Origin of the sequence: Halobacteriovorax sp. HLS (assembly GCF_004006665.1) — a bacterium.
Taxonomy (GTDB): domain Bacteria; phylum Bdellovibrionota; class Bacteriovoracia; order Bacteriovoracales; family Bacteriovoracaceae; genus Halobacteriovorax.
This window is the reverse complement of record NZ_QOCL01000001.1, coordinates 373,221-390,235: the sequence shown is the minus strand read 5'-3', so window position 1 is coordinate 390,235 and position 17,015 is coordinate 373,221. Positions and strand designations below refer to the sequence as shown.

Annotated in this window: 23 protein-coding genes; 10 read left to right on the top strand and 13 right to left on the bottom strand. The window is 34.7% G+C overall.

Going from position 1 to position 17,015, the window contains the following annotated elements:
- Positions 1–136: 136 nt before the first annotated feature.
- Positions 137–988, top strand: a complete 852-nt coding sequence (locus DPQ89_RS01945; protein WP_127714620.1) for a hypothetical protein — start codon at positions 137–139, stop codon at positions 986–988.
- Here the strand turns inward: DPQ89_RS01945 and DPQ89_RS01940 are convergent.
- The 6 genes from DPQ89_RS01940 to DPQ89_RS01915 all read right to left on the bottom strand — a co-directional run bounded on the left by DPQ89_RS01940 (position 978) and on the right by DPQ89_RS01915 (position 6,328).
- Positions 978–1,421: a 6-carboxytetrahydropterin synthase gene (locus DPQ89_RS01940; protein WP_127714618.1), complete on the bottom strand. Its 444-nt coding sequence runs from the start codon at positions 1,419–1,421 to the stop codon at positions 978–980. The two genes, DPQ89_RS01945 and DPQ89_RS01940, sit on opposite strands and share 11 nt — an antisense overlap.
- A 16-nt stretch (positions 1,422–1,437) precedes the next feature.
- The gene (dacB, locus tag DPQ89_RS01935) at positions 1,438–2,832 is read right to left on the bottom strand and encodes a D-alanyl-D-alanine carboxypeptidase/D-alanyl-D-alanine-endopeptidase (protein WP_127714616.1); all 1,395 of its coding nucleotides are present in this window, start codon (positions 2,830–2,832) and stop codon (positions 1,438–1,440) included.
- Positions 2,810–3,025: a membrane protein insertion efficiency factor YidD gene (gene yidD, locus DPQ89_RS01930; protein ID WP_127714614.1), complete on the bottom strand. Its 216-nt coding sequence runs from the start codon at positions 3,023–3,025 to the stop codon at positions 2,810–2,812. The genes dacB and yidD overlap by 23 nt, the downstream gene beginning before the upstream one ends.
- A gap of 74 nt (positions 3,026–3,099) precedes the next feature.
- Positions 3,100–3,537, bottom strand: a complete 438-nt coding sequence (locus DPQ89_RS01925) for a hypothetical protein (protein WP_127714612.1) — start codon at positions 3,535–3,537, stop codon at positions 3,100–3,102.
- A 167-nt stretch (positions 3,538–3,704) separates the two neighbouring features.
- Positions 3,705–5,111, bottom strand: a complete 1,407-nt coding sequence (locus DPQ89_RS01920; protein WP_127714610.1) for a sensor histidine kinase — start codon at positions 5,109–5,111, stop codon at positions 3,705–3,707.
- 110 nt (positions 5,112–5,221) lie between these two features.
- Positions 5,222–6,328 (bottom strand): hypothetical protein, encoded by a 1,107-nt coding sequence (locus DPQ89_RS01915; protein WP_127714608.1) that lies wholly within the window; start codon positions 6,326–6,328, stop codon positions 5,222–5,224.
- A 58-nt stretch (positions 6,329–6,386) separates the two neighbouring features.
- Here DPQ89_RS01915 and DPQ89_RS01910 point away from each other — a divergent pair, with 58 nt between their 5' ends.
- Positions 6,387–6,842: a hypothetical protein gene (locus tag DPQ89_RS01910; protein ID WP_127714606.1), complete on the top strand. Its 456-nt coding sequence runs from the start codon at positions 6,387–6,389 to the stop codon at positions 6,840–6,842.
- Here the strand turns inward: DPQ89_RS01910 and DPQ89_RS01905 are convergent, their stop codons facing one another.
- A complete protein-coding gene (locus DPQ89_RS01905) occupies positions 6,843–7,418 on the bottom strand; it encodes a hypothetical protein (protein WP_127714604.1) in 576 nt (191 codons plus the stop codon).
- 118 nt (positions 7,419–7,536) lie between these two features.
- On the opposite strand from DPQ89_RS01905, the gene nth reads away from it, so the two are divergent.
- Genes nth through DPQ89_RS01890 form a run of 3 tightly spaced genes read left to right on the top strand, consistent with a single transcriptional unit; the run spans position 7,537 to position 9,676 of the window.
- Positions 7,537–8,193: an endonuclease III gene (gene nth / locus DPQ89_RS01900; RefSeq protein WP_127714602.1), complete on the top strand. Its 657-nt coding sequence runs from the start codon at positions 7,537–7,539 to the stop codon at positions 8,191–8,193.
- A gap of 2 nt (positions 8,194–8,195) precedes the next feature.
- On the top strand, positions 8,196–8,882 hold the full coding sequence (locus DPQ89_RS01895) for an alpha/beta hydrolase (RefSeq protein WP_127714600.1): 687 nt from the start codon (positions 8,196–8,198) through the stop codon (positions 8,880–8,882).
- On the top strand, positions 8,879–9,676 hold the full coding sequence (locus tag DPQ89_RS01890) for a DUF2797 domain-containing protein (RefSeq protein ID WP_127714598.1): 798 nt from the start codon (positions 8,879–8,881) through the stop codon (positions 9,674–9,676). The genes DPQ89_RS01895 and DPQ89_RS01890 overlap by 4 nt, the downstream gene beginning before the upstream one ends.
- Before the next feature lies 1 nt (position 9,677).
- Here the strand turns inward: DPQ89_RS01890 and DPQ89_RS01885 are convergent, their stop codons facing one another.
- Positions 9,678–10,121 (bottom strand): ApaG domain, encoded by a 444-nt coding sequence (locus DPQ89_RS01885; RefSeq protein WP_127714596.1) that lies wholly within the window; start codon positions 10,119–10,121, stop codon positions 9,678–9,680.
- A 338-nt stretch (positions 10,122–10,459) separates the two neighbouring features.
- Between DPQ89_RS01885 and DPQ89_RS18730 the strand changes: the two genes are divergently transcribed.
- Positions 10,460–10,582, top strand: coding sequence for a hypothetical protein (locus DPQ89_RS18730; RefSeq protein ID WP_255411278.1), 123 nt, complete (start codon positions 10,460–10,462; stop codon positions 10,580–10,582).
- Here the strand turns inward: DPQ89_RS18730 and DPQ89_RS01880 are convergent, their stop codons facing one another.
- Both DPQ89_RS01880 and DPQ89_RS01875 read right to left on the bottom strand, forming a co-directional pair.
- Positions 10,583–11,041, bottom strand: coding sequence for a gamma-glutamylcyclotransferase family protein (locus DPQ89_RS01880; RefSeq protein WP_127714594.1), 459 nt, complete (start codon positions 11,039–11,041; stop codon positions 10,583–10,585).
- Positions 11,031–11,414, bottom strand: coding sequence for a hypothetical protein (locus DPQ89_RS01875; protein WP_127714592.1), 384 nt, complete (start codon positions 11,412–11,414; stop codon positions 11,031–11,033). Before DPQ89_RS01875 ends, DPQ89_RS01880 begins: the two co-directional genes overlap by 11 nt.
- Positions 11,415–11,501: 87 nt before the next feature.
- On the opposite strand from DPQ89_RS01875, the gene DPQ89_RS01870 reads away from it, so the two are divergent.
- Both DPQ89_RS01870 and DPQ89_RS01865 read left to right on the top strand, forming a co-directional pair.
- Positions 11,502–12,353: an alpha/beta fold hydrolase gene (locus DPQ89_RS01870; RefSeq protein ID WP_164848219.1), complete on the top strand. Its 852-nt coding sequence runs from the start codon at positions 11,502–11,504 to the stop codon at positions 12,351–12,353.
- Positions 12,354–12,382: 29 nt separating this feature from the next.
- Complete coding sequence (locus DPQ89_RS01865) at positions 12,383–13,213, top strand: GAF domain-containing protein (protein WP_127714588.1); 831 nt, start codon at positions 12,383–12,385, stop codon at positions 13,211–13,213.
- Here the strand turns inward: DPQ89_RS01865 and DPQ89_RS01860 are convergent.
- Positions 13,205–13,867: a type 1 glutamine amidotransferase gene (locus DPQ89_RS01860; protein WP_127714586.1), complete on the bottom strand. Its 663-nt coding sequence runs from the start codon at positions 13,865–13,867 to the stop codon at positions 13,205–13,207. The two genes, DPQ89_RS01865 and DPQ89_RS01860, sit on opposite strands and share 9 nt — an antisense overlap.
- Between DPQ89_RS01860 and DPQ89_RS01855 the strand changes: the two genes are divergently transcribed.
- Positions 13,866–14,324 (top strand): methylated-DNA--[protein]-cysteine S-methyltransferase, encoded by a 459-nt coding sequence (locus DPQ89_RS01855; protein ID WP_127714584.1) that lies wholly within the window; start codon positions 13,866–13,868, stop codon positions 14,322–14,324. The genes DPQ89_RS01860 and DPQ89_RS01855 overlap by 2 nt on opposite strands.
- A 150-nt stretch (positions 14,325–14,474) precedes the next feature.
- On the opposite strand, the gene DPQ89_RS01850 is transcribed toward DPQ89_RS01855, so the two are convergent.
- Positions 14,475–14,726, bottom strand: a complete 252-nt coding sequence (locus DPQ89_RS01850) for a hypothetical protein (protein WP_127714582.1) — start codon at positions 14,724–14,726, stop codon at positions 14,475–14,477.
- A gap of 197 nt (positions 14,727–14,923) precedes the next feature.
- Positions 14,924–16,171: a M48 family metallopeptidase gene (locus tag DPQ89_RS01845; RefSeq protein ID WP_127714580.1), complete on the bottom strand. Its 1,248-nt coding sequence runs from the start codon at positions 16,169–16,171 to the stop codon at positions 14,924–14,926.
- A gap of 73 nt (positions 16,172–16,244) precedes the next feature.
- On the opposite strand from DPQ89_RS01845, the gene DPQ89_RS01840 reads away from it, so the two are divergent.
- Positions 16,245–17,015, top strand: a complete 771-nt coding sequence (locus DPQ89_RS01840; protein ID WP_127714578.1) for a hydroxyacylglutathione hydrolase — start codon at positions 16,245–16,247, stop codon at positions 17,013–17,015.

Genomic DNA, 17,015 nt, shown 5'->3' with positions numbered 1-17,015 from the left:
AGGATATTTTTATTTATAGGTAGAGCTTAGAAAGATCGTTTAAGGCGGTGAATGATAGAAGATCTATAAATTCATGACTTATGTCATGTTTAAAATGTTCGCAATGGAAGATAAATTCTATATCAAAGGAGAGTTTATGAAGCGGTTACCTTTAATATTTCTATTTTGTTCTTCATTTGCTATGGCCTCTGTTCCTGAAAATAGTTTACGCTTTCCAACTTCTGGAAAGGTACTTAAGGGAGTTAACTCAAGTTCAATTGAGCTTGTAAGGTTTCAAAAGGTCTTAAATAATTTTGAACAAGCATGGAGGGAAACTCTCAGGCTAGAATATGGTAAGAAACTAATTTTTGATATTAATCTAGAGGATGATAGGGTAAATGCATCTTGCTCTAGAGATGATGATAATAACCCGATACTAAGAATTAGGGGAGGTCTTTTAAGGCATCCGGATATGAATGAAGAAGTCTTAAATTTTCTTCTTTGTCATGAGCTTGGTCACTTTATGGGAGGTGCTCCTAAATCTTTTCGTGGAGCAAGTAGTAAGAGAAGTTGGTCATCTGTAGAAGGGCAGGCCGATTATTTTGCAGCGACTAAGTGTTTACCTAAGATTTATTCAGAAGGAATATCTGTTTATGAGGCTCAAAAGAGTAGTTTGATTAAAGACAGAGTAAAATCAATTTGTGAAGGCGAAGTTTGTTCGAAGGTCGTTTATTCCGGTCTTTTGGCAACTCGATTCTTCGCTTCACTGAAGTCTGGAGGTTCTATTCCTGAGATAGGTAAGTATGAGAGATTTTATCCATCATCGACTTTACAAAAACATCCTAGTCCACAGTGTCGATTAGATACTATTGTTTCAGCTATTAAGTGTGAAATCGATTACTCATACTTAATGGATGATAAGGATATAACTATTGGGGCCTGTATAAAGAAAGATCTAGACTTAGCAGGAGAACGAGCCTCCTGCTGGTTTAATGAATCTAGTTATTAGGTATGTAGATCGCCGAGTTTTTTTCATTTTCTCTTACTTCTAGTCGACTTATCCAAGCTCGATTATTAGTAAGGGACTTAATCATTGGATTAACTTTTTCGTAAACATATTCGGCAGTTCCTTCCATTCCGGCATTAGGCAAGACTCTAAGTTGAATTACACCTTCTTTATCGAGAATCTTGAATGTCTCCATGGCGGGATCATCACTTGAAGCTAAGAAAGTGTGATCGAACATATCATCTAACCAAACCTTAACTTCTTTTAATCCACCAAAATCCACGACCCAGCCTTCTTTCGTTAGTTCTTTTGATTTGAACTCAAAATAGAATGATCTGCTGTAACCGTGTACAAACCTACAGTGAGAATCAGCTTTCCATTGTCTATGAGTGCAAGGAAAACCTATGAAATGTTTTGTTGAAATAAAATCTGCCATATATAACTCCTGCTAATTAATGCTGATTGATAAACTCCGCTAAAATACTATCTAATTTACCTAGCGAAGATCTTCTCCAGGTCTTTGCTTCATTCTCTAAACGTTTAAGTTTTTTCTTAGGTAGAAGATCTAAGAGATTTCTCTTTTTTTCATCCATGTGAAAAATACTAAAGCTATACCATGCTCCACTTTTTACTTTTACCAGGCCAACAATATTATTAATGAAATCTAATGAGCCTGTTTTAGCAAATACTCGCAAATTATACTCTGGAGATTCAAGTCTATCTCTCATCCAACCGGATTGACCAGAAATAGAGAGAAATGATTCCAAAGAATGGCCTTGCCAATCTTTGCTGCCCTTATTTTTAAGAAATTCACTCATTGCATCTGCTGTGAGTTTGTTGTCAACGGAAAGACCTGAAGCATTAACTATATTAGATTGTGACTTGGAGTACTTTAAGAAGTATTTTTGTATCTCTTTTGCACAAGACTGTTGATCACGGAACTGTGACCCCTTTTTTTGACAAGCCGTCATTGCAATGGATTCAGCAAAGAGATTGTTAGAATATTCCATTGTCAAACTAATAAGGTTCCATAAAGGTAAGCTCTTGTTACTAAAAATGAGATTAGATTCTTTAGGGAGTAACTTATTTCTTATTCCTTTTATCGTTATTCCATATGAACTTAGATGAAAACTAAGCATCTTGGTTGTCCATAGTGCCGCATTTCTTATAGGAAGGTCTTCACGGCGTGAGAGCTTTTCATTTGGGTTGATCTTCCAACTTTCTGAATCTGTAGACTCTTCCCATTTAAATTTTTGAGTCGGTAATAATTGATTCGACTTTGTTAATTTAATTTCAAGTTCAGGGATAATAGACTGATACTGCTTTTGGCTATTTATCCATAAGCTGTGTCTATTAAATTCACTATTAAGTGGTCCGAATGAAGGATTATAGGTTTGATCACCTAGTCCGATGGATGAAATTGTCTTATGTTCTTTGTACAAGCTTGTGTCATAGTTTAAAAAACCATTCACTTTTTTTATTCCTAGTTTTTGTACAGACTTCGCAAGATTTATTAGTTGTGGATGATTTAGGTAAGGATCTGAACCACCAACAATATACAAATCTCCATCTAAAATACCTTTAGAGATTTTTCCCGTGTAATAGAGCTTTGTTTTAAAGGTATAATCTGCACCCAAGGTGTCTAGAGCGAATAACATACTAACTACTTTTAAAGTAGACGCTGGAATAAAAACTTTCTTCTCATTGTATGAGATGGACTTATCGGAATGTATGGCCTTAAAACTCCACGCAAGCTCATTAGAGTCTTTACTTGTTAAAGTATAATTAAAGGCATGAATGCTTATTATAATAAAATAGATAAAACTAATCTTTAGGAACTGGATCATATCCACCTTCGTTAAATGGGTGACACTTACACACTCGTTTCGTTCCCAAGTATATCGCTTTATGTAATGGGTGGATAGTCAAAGCTTCTTTGCAGTAACTTGAACAACTCGGGTGAAATCTACACTTTTGTCCAAGTAGTGGTGAGATGAAGTATTGATAGAATTTTATAATGCTAAGTAGCAAGAATTTCATTTAAATTTTATAGCATTAAAACCAAAAGAAGACACTTAGGTAGTGTCTTCTTTTTTGTCCAAGTTATCGTATTTTTATATACTTACTGTTGTTCTTAAAGTTCTAAGCTCCTTTTGCAGTGAAATTTGCTTTAATTCTACACTTTTCATATACGTTATAAATTGTTGACGGTGGTTATTCCAATTTTCTGATTTATATTCTTCTAGCTTTTCAAACTCATTTATCGCCAAGTTAAATTCTTTAACCATGGAGATGAAGCTAGTCTTTATCTCTTCGTTAATTTTTAACTTTGAGCTGACAAGCTCATTTTTTAAAGCTTGAACTCTCTTATGAAAAACAATTATTTTCATTGCCTGATCTTCTAAGAAATATCCCCTCATAGATTGAACTTCTTCAGTCATTTGGTTATTTGTGAGATTAGATTTGTCTACAGTTTGAGGTCTAAACGCTAACATCAGTGCAAGTATAATAATAGGTTTTACAATTAGTAGGGCGGTGGTTTTGTTATTCATTAAGAACTCCTTTCTTTCTGCTGAGTCTTCTTGACTCAATAATCATTAAGCAAATGCTATGCCGGCCCTAACTAGTTAAAATTGTATTTTAGTATGGTGACATAATGGCGCTCGTGAGTTATTTCGCGCTTAAATGACACCCTGAAGTGGTCAATATGATAATTTTTTTAAGCAGCACTTGAGTTATTTTGGTCTTGTTCGGATTCTTCTGGAGTATATCTAGGTAGAGTTATTTCAAAAGTGGTATTCTCAAAATCTCTGTTTAATATAAATGAACCACCATGTTTCTCTATTATAGAACGAGATATGCTAAGGCCTAAACCTGTTCCTTTATTTACATCCTTAGTCGTAAAAAATGGTTCAAACATTTTTTGAGCGATCTCATCAGTAATACCTTTTCCGCAATCACTTACGACTATAGTGATCATATCTTCTCTAACTTCTGTATCAATTCTTACCCACGGTTCGTTATATTTTGGATCAGAAATTTCATCAAATGAGTTATTAATTAAATTAAGAAGAACTTGTGAAATCTCAACAGGTCTCACTAGTACATCTAGATTTTTATTCGAATGATTAACGTCCAAGCGAACACCATTGTATTTAAATTTTTCTTGGCAAAAACTAAGAGTATCATTAATTATATCTATGACAGATGTTCTTTCTGGTGGGTCATCTTGTGAATCTCTGGAAAATGCTTTAAGTCCTTTAATGATACTTGAGATTCTCAATGTCGTTTTTTTTATTTTACTAGATAGGTCTAATAAGTTTTCTTCGTTAAGCATTTTCCTCTCTATTAATTTATCTAATTTATTAGAGTATCCCATAATAATCGCAAGAGGGTTGTTGATCTCATGAGCTAGGCCTGCTGCCATTTCTCCTAAGCTGGCCATCTTCGCATTTTGAGATGACTTTACACGTTCTACTTCTAGATCTAGTTCTGCCTTATACTTTTCGAGAGAGTTTTTCTTATAGGACATATAAACTTTAATCCACAATAGACTTAGAAAGATAAAAAATACGACCGATAGAACCACTCCCATTTTAAAAAGCTTTGACTTGTTTTCCAGTAGTTTGTCTCTATCGATAATTAGCTCTTCAGCAACAATTTGAATATTATCAATATAGCTTTCTTTGTATTCACTATAGATTTTACTTTTAAATAATTTTAAAGCTTCTTTGGTTTTCTTATTCTTTGCCAGGAAAATTATCTTTTCTTCAAATTTATTTAATTTATCTCTATTGAGTTGATCATTTATAAGATTTTCTTTTCCGGCTTCTTTGAGTGCGGCAATATACATTGAGATATTAAACTGTAGGGAGTTCTTTTCAAAAATATATTCCTGAAAGCCTTCTTCAGAATATTCATAAATTAGGTTCTTTGTTGTATTTGATAAGGACTGTCCTAGTCGAACGTTTATTGCGTTCATTTCTAAGATAGGGAAGTGATACTTATGAACTTCTTCAAATTGGTTAGAAAGTTTATAAAGTAGTGCAACACTGCCAATCGCATACTGGATAGTAATTATAAGCGCAAAAATCGATAATTTTCTTGGGAGTAATTTACTCTTCATCAAATCCTCTTTATATCATAGAGAATTTATCGACTATTTTAACTGATTTCTTTAATCTTAAAATTAAAGTGAAGAAATCTTTATGAAAGAGAGTTAAGTCTAAGGATTTATTAGAAAACGAAGTCTATACTGGCACCAAGAATGTGTATATCTTCTCCCATTAGATCCTTGTTGAAAAAGGCCTTACCTTCTGGCTTTACTCTTCTGAGTTCCAATTTAGTCATTAAGTTTTGATTAATTGAATAATTAAGACCGTAAATATAAGACTCTTGCCGACCTTGATAAAAACTGAGCTGAGAATCTACTTTTGTTGTTCGAGAGTAAGTGAAATGTGTAAAAAGGGACTTATCGAGGAAGTAATATCCTCCTAAAAGGTAGTAACCTTGGTTTTCTTTTACGATATTCGATGATGCCTCCCATTTCGCGTATTCAGCGAGAAAGTATGTATTCTCCCATTCGCTCTTAAATCCTAGCGAGAGCATTTTTGTTCGACCGAGATTAAATTCTGTAATAACTGTGACCTCTACTTGAGATCCTGCAGTACCGGAAGGTGTTAGAGTTGTACTTATGATATTTGAAGCAAAATCACCCTGAGTATACGAGCCTCTTAGTGATAAGAAGTCATAATTAACAGAAAGGACGCCTCCAAATACATTATCAAGAGTTCCTTGCACTTTACTGTCTCCGGATGTCTCTAGTGCTCCAACTCCCGTGAAAGCATCAATATTAAAGTATAAGTCACTTAATTCAAAATTATAGGATGCATTTAAGCCGTTAATTTCCTCTAAAGGTATAGTAGCGTAAACCTCATCAGGAGGTCTAATCCAAGGAATGAGGATACCAACTTCTAGATACTCTGAAATCATCCAAACAGGTAGTCGAAATCTTCCCACTCTTGCTACAAAATTAGAATTTGGCTTCCAGGCAGCTTGAAGAATATCAATATGAGGAGTAATTTCACCATTTCGATCAGCTTTAGCAAGAAACATCATCGTAAAGTCCCATTCATTACTGAAGGATCTGTTAAGACTTATTCCAGCTTTAGTACCAAGAAAGAAATTATTCTTATTAGTAATAGAGTCGTAGTAAATGGCCTCAGAATCGCTTCTTTGATAGGTGAAAGTACCGAACCCATTTATATTAAGACCATCCATTATAGAAGCCGCGTTTGATTGGAATGAAATTACAAGTGTAATTATAAGAATAAGAATGCGCATTTTTTTTCCTATTAAATTTTCTTTTGTAATATATTACTTTAGCTGAGAGTATATATCTATGTATAAATTATTCCCGCTGAGTAGTATGGATCAATGTAAAAAAATAATTCTAGTTCTCTTTCTTTTTTTTAGTTCCAAGGGTTTTTCTAAAGAATACTTTGTTTTGAGTTCTACTAACGTTAAAGAATCGAATATTAGTAAAGAAGTAGTTAGAAAAATATTTCTTGGTAATAAGCTGTTCTGGGAGTCTGGGGAGAGAATTCTACCAGTTCATTTGCCTGTTCAAACAAAGGCATTTAAGACATTCTTAAGTGAAGTCGTTCAAATGGACTCTTCTCAATTTCTATCATATTGGAGAAGGAAGATGTTCTCTGGTAGGGCACATCCACCAAAGCAACTACTAAGAGATGACTCCATAATAGAATATATTCAAAATAATCCTCAAGGGATCGGTGTGATTTCTAGTTATCCTGAATCAAAGAGTGAGGATATCGTAGTTGTGGAAATTCATTAACTATCTGGACAAGGTCATTTTGTGACCTTTTTCTGAAATCATTTTTTCCATTTTGAATTCCAGGTGACACTGGTTAGCAAATTTCTTAATTGATAAAAAAAGCTTCGCTATTTGATCATCACTTTCGAGTTCTTGTGTTGAAAGTATTTTGTCTTTTTGTGAATCGAATTTAAATAATAGTGTATTCTTTGTATGATAAATTCTAATCTTTTTTGTTTCTATTTTTAATGCGAGCAAAATTGTTACTTTAAAAAAAGTAAATAGCTTCTGATTCGAAGTATTAATAACAAACTCTTCTTCTCCAAAGAATTGGAAATTAAAATTCGTCCCTTTTTTTATCTCCTCAAGTCTAGAATTAATAAAAGCAATCACATTAATAATTTGATCTGATTGTGTGTAACGAAACATATCAACTGAAATTTTATCGAACTTACTTTTCATTTGCTCAATAAAAGGTGCGAATGACTCAGACTGCTCTAGGTGAGCAATTTCGTGCTCCATCTTGGCCAATATAATCTTAAGCTCAGACATTTCTTTATTTAGCTCATGGGCTAAGTTAATCAATTCATTTGACATTTGTTCTCCACTTTTCTAACTAATCTTCTCTCTTATTTTTTCTCATTAATAGAGGGAAAACTTGTACAAAGCTCATCTATAAGTAGAAAAAGTGTATTGTTCTTGGTAGTTTAGCTCTATGAAATTAAAATCTGAAAGAGCTAAATATATCGATGAGATATTAGCGACACTATACCCTGAGACGCCAGTCCCATTAGATCATACTAATGCATACACACTGTTAATTGCAGTTCTACTTTCTGCTCAATGCACTGATGTTCGTGTTAATAAGGTTACACCTGGGCTTTTTTCCAAGGCCGATAATCCTTACGATATGGTTAAGCTAACAGTTGACGAAATAGAAGCAATTGTTAAGCCCTGCGGATTAGCTCCAAGGAAGGCTGCAGCAATTCATCGCTTAAGTGAAATGTTAATCGAATCACATGGCGGAGAAGTTCCTAGCAACTTTGAGGATTTAGAGAAACTTCCAGGCGTAGGTCATAAGACTGCAGGTGTCGTTATGGCACAGGCCTTCAATGTTCCTGCTTTTCCTGTTGATACACATATTCATAGACTCGCTCAACAGTGGGGTTTGACTAATGGTAAGAATGTTGCGCAAACTGAAAAAGATCTTAAGAGATGTTTTCCAGAAGACAGGTGGAATCAACTACATTTACAGATAATTTTCTTTGGACGTGAATACTGCCAAGCAAGACAGTGTGATGGACTACAATGTGAGATTTGTCAGGCATGTTTTCCTGATAGGAAAAGAGCAAAGAAATACAATAAGGCCTAATTATGAATGCTATTGATTTTTGTGGATTACAAACAATTGTTAAAGAAGAAAACTCTGATACAGTTGTCGTCGTATTACATGGCTATGGTGCGGACTATAAAGACTTCGTTCCGTTTGCAAATTATATTTTGAAAAGAAAGAATCCTAGTTGGTACTTTCTCAACGGAGTTGAAGCAACGACCATGGGAGGTTATGAAACTGGGAGATGTTGGTTTCCTATAGATATGATGGGACTTAATAATGCTTTAATGACAGGAAAGTTTTTGTCATTCTTTCAAGAAAAAGTTCCAGAAGGTATTGAGCAAGCACGCTTAAAAGTGACAAGGGCCATTGAAGAACTGAGAAAGAAGTACGATAAAATCTATCTTGGTGGCTTTTCTCAAGGGTCAATGTTAAGTGCTGATATTGCTTTTCATAGACCTGATCTTATTGACAAGCTCTTTCTACTTTCATCTACAATGCTATTTCCTGAGCGCTGGGAGAAGCAGGCCGAGAAAGATTTCTCATTTCCTATTTTTCAAAGTCATGGAATAAGCGACCCTGTTCTTCCGATTGAAGGAGCTAGAGAGCTAAAATCTTTCTTGGAAAATTACGATCTAGACCATCAGTATCATGAGTTTTCAGGTGCTCACGAAGTACCACTCGAAATAATAAATGAACTCGACCTTTTTCTAAGGGATGAACAATGAAAATAAGTGGAAATATTTTAAAGATGACCTCAGAGCTTTCTAAGCCTGTTCAATATAGTCTTCCGATTGGAGATAGCTTCGTAAATATCAATGAATTAATCGGAAAGAAGGTCAAGCTCTCCTATGATGGCATTATAAACTGTATTTCTACAGGAGAAAAAATTACTAAGAGCTATAACCAAGGTTATTCTTTTCGTGCTTCTCAAAAGCTTGCTGCTTGCGATATTTGCATTGTTAAGCCTGAGCTCTGCCATTTTGCTGACGGAACTTGTCGCGAGCCGGAATGGGGAGAGAAGAATTGTTTTCAACCCCATATTGTATATCTTTCAGTATCTAGCCATTTAAAAATAGGGATAACTAGACAGTCACAAGTTCCTACTAGATGGATTGATCAAGGGGCCAGTTATGCTCTGCCAATTCTTAAAGTTAATGATAGGCTTACGAGTGGCTTAATTGAAAAGGAAATAGCTAAGTCTATGTCAGATAAGACTAATTGGAGAAAGATGCTTCAAAATGATGTCGAGAAGCTTGATCTTATTCAGGCCAGGGAATCTCTCTTTGAAGAGTTTGCCGATTTATTAGATGATTATGATGCGCAAGATTTGGATGAAGAAATTGTTGAGATTACCTATCCAGTAAATGAATACCCGACAAAAATTAAATCTCTAGGCTTTGATAAACAACCTATTATCGAGGGGATTTTACAAGGCGTAAAAGGGCAGTATTTAATCTTTGACATTGGTGTTCTTAATCTTAGAAAGCATCAGGGGTATTTTATAACAATTGAGTCGTAGTCTATACTGACAATGCCAGAGGTATGAACTCCTGAGGTTCAGTGATGGCATCAATTTTTAGCTCTGTTCTAAAAAATACTAGAGGAATATTAACTTCAAAGACCTCATTAGAGCTTAAGCTCATAACAGTCATTGATCCTCTAAGGCTTCCTGTAGGAGTTTCTAGTGGGCAATAGGTTGTATAGTCGTACATCTCTCCGGCAGGAATGCATGCTTGTTCGTCGTTAACATCTTCAAACTCTAAAGTGTACTGTTCTTTATTTCCATCTCTTATGATTATTTGCTTACTAAGAAGTTGAATATCATCATCATAGTTATTTTGAAGCTCCACCTTGTAGACGAAAGCATACTCTCTTTGTTCAGGTGCTGAGAACTCACTGAGAAACATTGGTGTAACTCTTAGTTCAATATCATTTGTCATTTCAAAATAAGGTGAAGTCATCATAACTAAAGTCCTAAAAAAGCTGTAAATCTACGTTGTGTAGAGCTTTTGTTAGTATATTTTCCCACCAAATGTCTTAATGAGTAAAATCAAGATTAACTAAAGATTTACCCTAAATTGCCTAAAAAAAATGTCATAATTATTCTTATTAGTTATGTAACCTGTGTATATAAGTATTAGTAATTATAGGATTTGATCAGCTTCTATTGCGAAAAAACATGTAATATTATTGAGATTTTGTAAAGAGTATTTATTGTCTTTGATTGCTCATAAATAGCGGTTTTTTCATGAGTAAAGAATTCAAATTAGAATAGTCCTATCACTTCATTTGGGAGAGAAACATGACTAGGTCGGAGCCACTGCTGGAGTTGTCTTTTGAGATGGAAGATGAATTTGAGTCTATGGCACAAAGAAAACTGGAAAAGTATATTGGTTTAATAAACTCAGAAGAGGAGGAAGAGTAATCACCATTTGGGATGAGATTCAGTATTGAATTGACTCATATAGTTTTTAACTCTTTCCAAGAAAGCTACTTTGTTTGTTACTTGAGACCATTTATTGTAACTCCAGCTCTTTTGCGAAGACTCGATATTTGAAGTGGGGAAAAAGAGTAGGCACTCTTTTTTCCCACTTTTTGTTTCTACGATATGCTCTGTAAGTGTGTACTCTTGCTCATCTTCAAAATACTTTAGTCTATTAAGCTCTTGCTCACTTTCTACAATAAAAATCTTTCCCATAACAATATGATGATCTCTTTTTACAAGTAGAGGGTAGTTCTCATCTTTAACTTCCTCTAGACAAAAGTGGTTTAAGCTAGCATCGGTAAAGTCACTCTGAGAGAGAGTTTCTCTTTGAGTAACAAGTTTCATGACATCAAAATCTTGTAGTGTTCCGTAGATAAAGAGAGGGACTTTATGTTTCATCTTCTTTGAGTTCAATGGTCATTTGATACTTTTGAGCGTGCTCGTTAAGTAGGCTCTTTAACGTTTCTTTATTAACAAGAAGGTCGATGACAGAAACATAATGACCAATAGGGATTTTACAGCTATCTAGACAGGCTATATCATTAGTAAAAAGCTCGACTACGGCAATAGGTTCCTTATTTTCAAAGTTAGAGTACCATTTGAAAAAGCTCTCAATCTTAGCAATAAAGCTTTGTAGAAACTCGTCTTTGGTCATATCATTGAAATTGAAAAGAAACCGTCCGGAATCCATTTTCTTGCCATTTACAACAAGGTGGACAACTCCTCTGGAGTTTACATTTAATGTATTGTTGAGACAAATTGGACAGTACATTAGCTCATTTTAAATCAAAGTTATGATTTCTCAAAGTGAAAACCTTAAAATAATGAGCTATGATAGATTTATAACAGGGGAATACCAGTGATAAGAGACTATAAATACTTAAAAACGATTGATGGTAAAGAATTACATCTCGAAATCGCCGAGAAGGGGAAGAATTGTTGGTTAATCATTACTCATGGAATCGGTGAACACTTAGAACGTCATTCTTATATGGAAGAAGTCTTTGGTGATCACTTTAATATCTTGAAGTATGATTTGAGAGGGCATGGCAGAAGCCAAGGTGGAAAGAGGGGGCATGTTAACGATTTTTCTAGTTACTATGATGATTTAAATGAAGTAATCAACTTTTTAAAAAACTCATATAAAATGGAGAAATACTGTCTCTTTGGACACTCAATGGGCGCCCTTATTACAGCGGGATATATGCAAAATCTAGCAAATGAGAGTTTTTATCCAAGCGCAGTTTACCTTAACGCTCCTCCTGTTGGCTTTCCTGGTATTCTGGGGGAAATAATGAATGCATCTCCTCTTTCGATTGTAACAAAGATAACCGAACTACCTATTTCTCTAAAATTAGGAGGATTGGTAGATCTAAAGTATCTCTCCCATGATCCTAGAGTTAAGAAAGATTATATTGAAGATGAGTTTAATGTGTTAAGGCCACACTCTAAACTTATTTTTGAAATTGTTAAGGCATCTAAAAATACCTTCTCTAGACCGCTAAGAATAAAGTGTCCCGCTTTTTGCTCCTATGGTAGTGAAGATAAGGTTGTTCATGTTGGACAACTCGAAAATTTCTTGAATTTAATTGATAAGAACTTTAAGGTTAAGGTCATTGATGGGGCATATCATGAGATTCATAACGAGATTGAGAAGTACAGGACTCCTTACTTTGAGTTTTTAAAAGAATCTCTTTTAAGTGTTCTGTAACAAATTAGCGTACGAGGTCACTTATAAATATGAATAATCTAAATATATTAAAAGAAATTTTTTTGACGCCTATAGAGAATACTTATTTTTGGGCAGGAATCTACAGAAGAAAGAAAGATAGAGCTTCAAGGCTCTGTTTTGTAGGTCCAATGCCGCCATGTCATGAGTTTGAATTCGGTAAAGGTAATGTCGGCTTAACTGCTGATATAGGTATTCGGAAAGTTATTGCCGATGTCTCTACAGATGAACAATACTCCCAATGTTTTATTCAAACTGCTTCTGAGGTAGTAGAGCCAATATTCTATGAAGATGAACTTGTTGGAGTAATAGATCTTGAAAGTGACGAAAAAAACTTTTTTAATGAGAAAAGGCTATCAGATATTTCTGAACTATCTAAACAAATAGCTCCTGTTCTTAGAAGTGCACACATTGACGAAGAGCTTGAGTATAATTTAAAAGTTTTAGAATGGGTTAGTGGGGCCAAGAAATTAATTCCGCAGATTGCTGACTGGATTGGAGTCTACTTTAAAACTGGTTACTTAGCAGGCATTGAGAGTGAGAACCTTATTTTAGGTCCATTTCTTGGAGAGTCTACTGATCACACTTTAATCCCAATTGAAAAAGGACTTTGCGGCCTAGCGCTTAGAGAGCAAAGAGTTGTAAATGTGGATGATGTTCACGCCGATTCGAGACATATTGCTTGTAGCTTAAAAACAAATTCTGAACTCATTATTCCATTAACTGATAGGTCAGGAAATTATATTGCAGAACTTGATATTGACTCGAATCGTAAAGCTGCATTTAGTGAAGAGATAGAGCTGAAAATGAAAGAGTACTGTAAAACTTTTCCCTTAAAGTGAATCAACTAGTTTTATAAAGTTAGAAACAATATCTAACCCATCTTCATAAGATTTTTGCTCTTCACTATGAGTCATTGAGTCTTTCAAAATAGCATTTGCAACAAAGTAGTCAGAAGCTTCTGGATGTCCCTGGAAGCTGAAGTATGGAAACTTTTTGTGAGCGAGTCCATCAAATTGGCACTCACTTGAAGTGGCCAGATGAACAAAGTCTTTTGGAATCTCTTTGACTTCAAATCTGTGAGAAGTAAAGACTCTTCTTTTTTCTCCCTTTGTAAAACCATGAATACTTTCTAAAATTTCAATTTCTCTACTACCAGAATAAAGCTTCATCTCCATATTAACGGGACCTACCTTTCCACCAAATGCTTCTGCCATAAGTTGGTGTCCAAAGCAGATTCCTAGTACGGGGACACCTTTTAAGATTTCTTCTTTCATTAGTTTGGCGAGCTCTATTTGCCATTCCATTTTTTCGTAAACATTTGAATAGCTTCCAAAAATTATATGGCCATCTGCTTTAACTCTTTTTAAGCTGTCCATAGAAAAAATCGCAGGATTGTGAAAGAAAAAGGGTCTATTAAAAACCTCTGTTAATCTATTGAAGCAATTGTGTGATGCAGTCTTTACTGCGCAATCAATAATGGAGATTTTTTTCATGGATGCAATCCTTAAAACTAAAATGGGTAAGTACTATATTCAATTTTCTGATAATGGTCTCAGTTTACTCTCGTTTGATATTCCTAGTAAATGTATAAACGATGGAGAGAAAACAATCTTTGCTAAAGATGTTCAAAAACAACTAGACGAGTATTTCACTGGAAAGAGAAAGAAGTTTGAACTGCTGCTAGATTTAAAAGGAACCAGTTTTCAAATGAAAGTTTGGAAGGAGCTATCAAAAATTTCTTATGGTAAAACTCTAAGCTATGGAGATATATCTAAGAAAATTAATCTTCCAAAAGGGGCCAGAGCTATTGGTGGTGCTAATAATAAGAATCCTCTACCAATTATCATTCCCTGTCATAGAGTGATTCAAAGTGATGGAAAATTAGGAGGTTACGCTGGAGGACTTGTTCTAAAGCAACAATTATTAGATCTCGAACAGAAGAATATCTAACTTTTTTACATATTTCTTGTTTGGTTTATTTCATGTGATATAAGTCGATTTATTAGAAAGAGGGGAAGTTAGGTTATATAAATAAGCTAACTAAAGAAGAAGAAGTTTTGATTCAGAATTGAATCAAGTTAACTTCTTCTTTTTTTATTTCTAGCCTTTATTTCCACCAGGTCCTTCATCATTGAAAGGAGGTTTTGGTTCGTTCTTGGCAACTACTTTAGTTAATTCAAATTGAAATTCATTAGAAAAAGATCTTTTGTCTTTACCAGATCCGTTACAACCCTCTTTACAGATAGGTCCTTCATCATTAAATGGTCTTTGCTTTCTTTCGGCCGTAGTTGTATTGCTAAAAGTTGAGGCAAAGATAGAAAATAAGAATGTTAATGTTAGTAATGCTTTCATAATTCTCTCTGTTTAGAGTTAAGTACTTCTAACTCATAAATTACTCTTTTCTTACGCTGTGTCAAAAAAATAATTTAACCATAAATTATGTTGATACGGTGTTTCAATGACTTATAAAAGCGATGTAAGAATAGTAGGATTCTTACATCGAGTTATTTATAATTTGGTGCCAAAAGGGCATTTGTTTGGAGTGATTTTTAAAGAGATTCTAGATGCTGAACTCTGATTAATGCTGGAGGGTGAGAGTGATAGAATTTACTATACGCCTCATCCGGAGTTAGCGTACTGGCGTTGTGCTTATAAAGTTTTACAAGTGCGGTTATTAGGTCACGCGCACTTGAGTATTGACTAGCAAACTCATCTGCTTCGAATTCATACTTTCTAGATGTCATTGCATTAAGAGGGATGAGCCAATATGTGTAGACTCCAGCCACCATCATAAATAATAGTAATGCCGAGTGAGTACTAGTTGTAAGCACACCGTGGCCTTTGAAAAAAGGTGCCCAAGAAGCAAGAAAACCTAAGATCGCAAATCCTATGAAACTGAAAACAATACCTTTAACTAATCCTTTAATAATATGCTTTCTTTTGAAGTGTCCGAGTTCGTGAGCAAGCACGGCCACAACTTCATCAGGGGTAAGGTTCTTTATTAGAGTGTCAAAGAAAACAATCCTCTTATTCTTACCAAAGCCAGTAAAGTAAGCGTTACCATGACTACTTCTGATACTTGCATCCATCACAAATAGGCCATTACTTTCAAAGCCAGTTTTTTCAAGTAAGATATTTACCTTTTCTTTAACATCTCCTTCTTCAAGCTCTGAAAACTTATTAAATAGTGGAGCTATAAAACGTGGGTATGCCCAGATAATAACAAATTGAACAATAGTTAAGAATGCCCATGCATATGCCCACCAGTATTGTCCTAGAGCATTCATCATCCAGAGGATTCCATAAAGAATTGGCATTCCTATAACTGCTCCTAGAATAATACCTTTGATGTTATCTACAATGAAAGTTTTTGGTGTTGTTTTATTAAACCCAAACTTTTCTTCTAGTACAAATGTTGAATAAATTGATTGAGGTAGGCTTAGCAACATGCTTATAAGTAAATAGATTGCGAAGAAAGCAACACTAGTCATAATTTCGCTTAAAGCTAAAGTTCTTGCAAAAACATCCAACGCTTGGATACCGCCTCCAAGTGTCCAGATAAGGAGAACAACTAATTCTATAAAGTTAAAAACTTTGGCTACTTGAATTTTAGCAATAGAGTAATCAGCCGCTTTTTGGTGCTCCTCTAAAGTAATTTGAGTTTCGAATTTCTCTGGAACTTTATTTCTATTTGCCAGAATATTCTTTCTGTTTCTATTATCTAGATAAGACTCAATGAGTGATTTAGTAAAAAGAAAGAAAAGGAAGGCCTTTGTGACCATTTCCGCTGTTTGCATAGATTCCCCAATTGGTGTTTTATTTAAGAACAATAAGCTATGATCTTACAAATTTCAAAAATAGGTGTCAAAGATGTATGTCCATCAACTCTATACAAAAAGTCCACTTCGCAACTTCTCTTATTTAGTTGAGGCCGCAAATGGTAAGGCCATCTGTATTGATCCATTTGATGCTGAGCAAATGATTGAATTTGCCGATTCTTTAAACCTAGAAATCGATACTATTATAAATACTCACGAACATCCAGATCATATTTGTGGAAACCCAGGAATTGTCAAAAAGTTAGGGGCCAAGGTCTTTGCTCATTATAACGCAGAGGGGAAGATTCCTGGGATAGATAGATTGTTAACAAAAGATGAAGACATCGCCGTAAAGGGTGGGGTTTTAAAGGTGATGGACACTCCTGGACATACTTTTGCTCACCTTTGCCTTAAGTACATTCAGAATGATCAAGTGGTCGCTGTTTTTTCAGGGGATACCATGTTTAATGCTGGAATAGGGCACTGTCGCTTAGGTGGTGAACCTGAAACTTTCTATCATACGATCTCAACACAGTTTCAGAATTTAGGAGATGACGTCATCCTTTATCCAGGACATGACTATATCCTAAATAATCTCGGCTTCACTATTGATCGAGAGCCTAGTAATACATGCGCCTGTGAAATGTTAGAAAACTTAAAAAACGTAGATACAACTAAATTAACGACGAATATGAAAATAGAAAGAGAAATTAATACTTTTCTTAGACTAGACAGTAAAGAAATTGTCAGTGGATTGAGTGGTAATGTAAGCTCAGATAAACAAGTATTTTTAAGATTAAGAGAGTTGCGTAATAATTGGTAA

What these genes read in the sequence shown, in the direction of transcription:
- DPQ89_RS01880 (WP_127714594.1), bottom strand. Translation starts at nt 11,041, where the DNA reads ATGAAACATAAAGTCCCTCTCTTTATCTACGGAACACTACAAGATTTT.
- yidD (WP_127714614.1), bottom strand. Translation starts at nt 3,025, where the DNA reads ATGAAATTCTTGCTACTTAGCATTATAAAATTCTATCAATACTTCATC.
- DPQ89_RS01920 (WP_127714610.1), bottom strand. Translation starts at nt 5,111, where the DNA reads ATGAAGAGTAAATTACTCCCAAGAAAATTATCGATTTTTGCGCTTATA.
- dacB (WP_127714616.1), bottom strand. Translation starts at nt 2,832, where the DNA reads ATGATCCAGTTCCTAAAGATTAGTTTTATCTATTTTATTATAATAAGC.
- DPQ89_RS01875 (WP_127714592.1), bottom strand. Translation starts at nt 11,414, where the DNA reads ATGTACTGTCCAATTTGTCTCAACAATACATTAAATGTAAACTCCAGA.
- DPQ89_RS01940 (WP_127714618.1), bottom strand. Translation starts at nt 1,421, where the DNA reads ATGGCAGATTTTATTTCAACAAAACATTTCATAGGTTTTCCTTGCACT.
- DPQ89_RS01840 (WP_127714578.1), top strand. Translation starts at nt 16,245, where the DNA reads ATGTATGTCCATCAACTCTATACAAAAAGTCCACTTCGCAACTTCTCT.
- DPQ89_RS01905 (WP_127714604.1), bottom strand. Translation starts at nt 7,418, where the DNA reads ATGTCAAATGAATTGATTAACTTAGCCCATGAGCTAAATAAAGAAATG.
- DPQ89_RS01860 (WP_127714586.1), bottom strand. Translation starts at nt 13,867, where the DNA reads ATGAAAAAAATCTCCATTATTGATTGCGCAGTAAAGACTGCATCACAC.
- DPQ89_RS18730 (WP_255411278.1), top strand. Translation starts at nt 10,460, where the DNA reads ATGACTAGGTCGGAGCCACTGCTGGAGTTGTCTTTTGAGATGGAAGAT.
- DPQ89_RS01915 (WP_127714608.1), bottom strand. Translation starts at nt 6,328, where the DNA reads ATGCGCATTCTTATTCTTATAATTACACTTGTAATTTCATTCCAATCA.
- DPQ89_RS01925 (WP_127714612.1), bottom strand. Translation starts at nt 3,537, where the DNA reads ATGAATAACAAAACCACCGCCCTACTAATTGTAAAACCTATTATTATA.
- DPQ89_RS01945 (WP_127714620.1), top strand. Translation starts at nt 137, where the DNA reads ATGAAGCGGTTACCTTTAATATTTCTATTTTGTTCTTCATTTGCTATG.
- DPQ89_RS01855 (WP_127714584.1), top strand. Translation starts at nt 13,866, where the DNA reads ATGGATGCAATCCTTAAAACTAAAATGGGTAAGTACTATATTCAATTT.
- DPQ89_RS01885 (WP_127714596.1), bottom strand. Translation starts at nt 10,121, where the DNA reads ATGATGACTTCACCTTATTTTGAAATGACAAATGATATTGAACTAAGA.
- DPQ89_RS01910 (WP_127714606.1), top strand. Translation starts at nt 6,387, where the DNA reads ATGTATAAATTATTCCCGCTGAGTAGTATGGATCAATGTAAAAAAATA.
- DPQ89_RS01895 (WP_127714600.1), top strand. Translation starts at nt 8,196, where the DNA reads ATGAATGCTATTGATTTTTGTGGATTACAAACAATTGTTAAAGAAGAA.
- DPQ89_RS01850 (WP_127714582.1), bottom strand. Translation starts at nt 14,726, where the DNA reads ATGAAAGCATTACTAACATTAACATTCTTATTTTCTATCTTTGCCTCA.
- DPQ89_RS01865 (WP_127714588.1), top strand. Translation starts at nt 12,383, where the DNA reads ATGAATAATCTAAATATATTAAAAGAAATTTTTTTGACGCCTATAGAG.
- DPQ89_RS01890 (WP_127714598.1), top strand. Translation starts at nt 8,879, where the DNA reads ATGAAAATAAGTGGAAATATTTTAAAGATGACCTCAGAGCTTTCTAAG.
- DPQ89_RS01845 (WP_127714580.1), bottom strand. Translation starts at nt 16,171, where the DNA reads ATGCAAACAGCGGAAATGGTCACAAAGGCCTTCCTTTTCTTTCTTTTT.
- nth (WP_127714602.1), top strand. Translation starts at nt 7,537, where the DNA reads ATGAAATTAAAATCTGAAAGAGCTAAATATATCGATGAGATATTAGCG.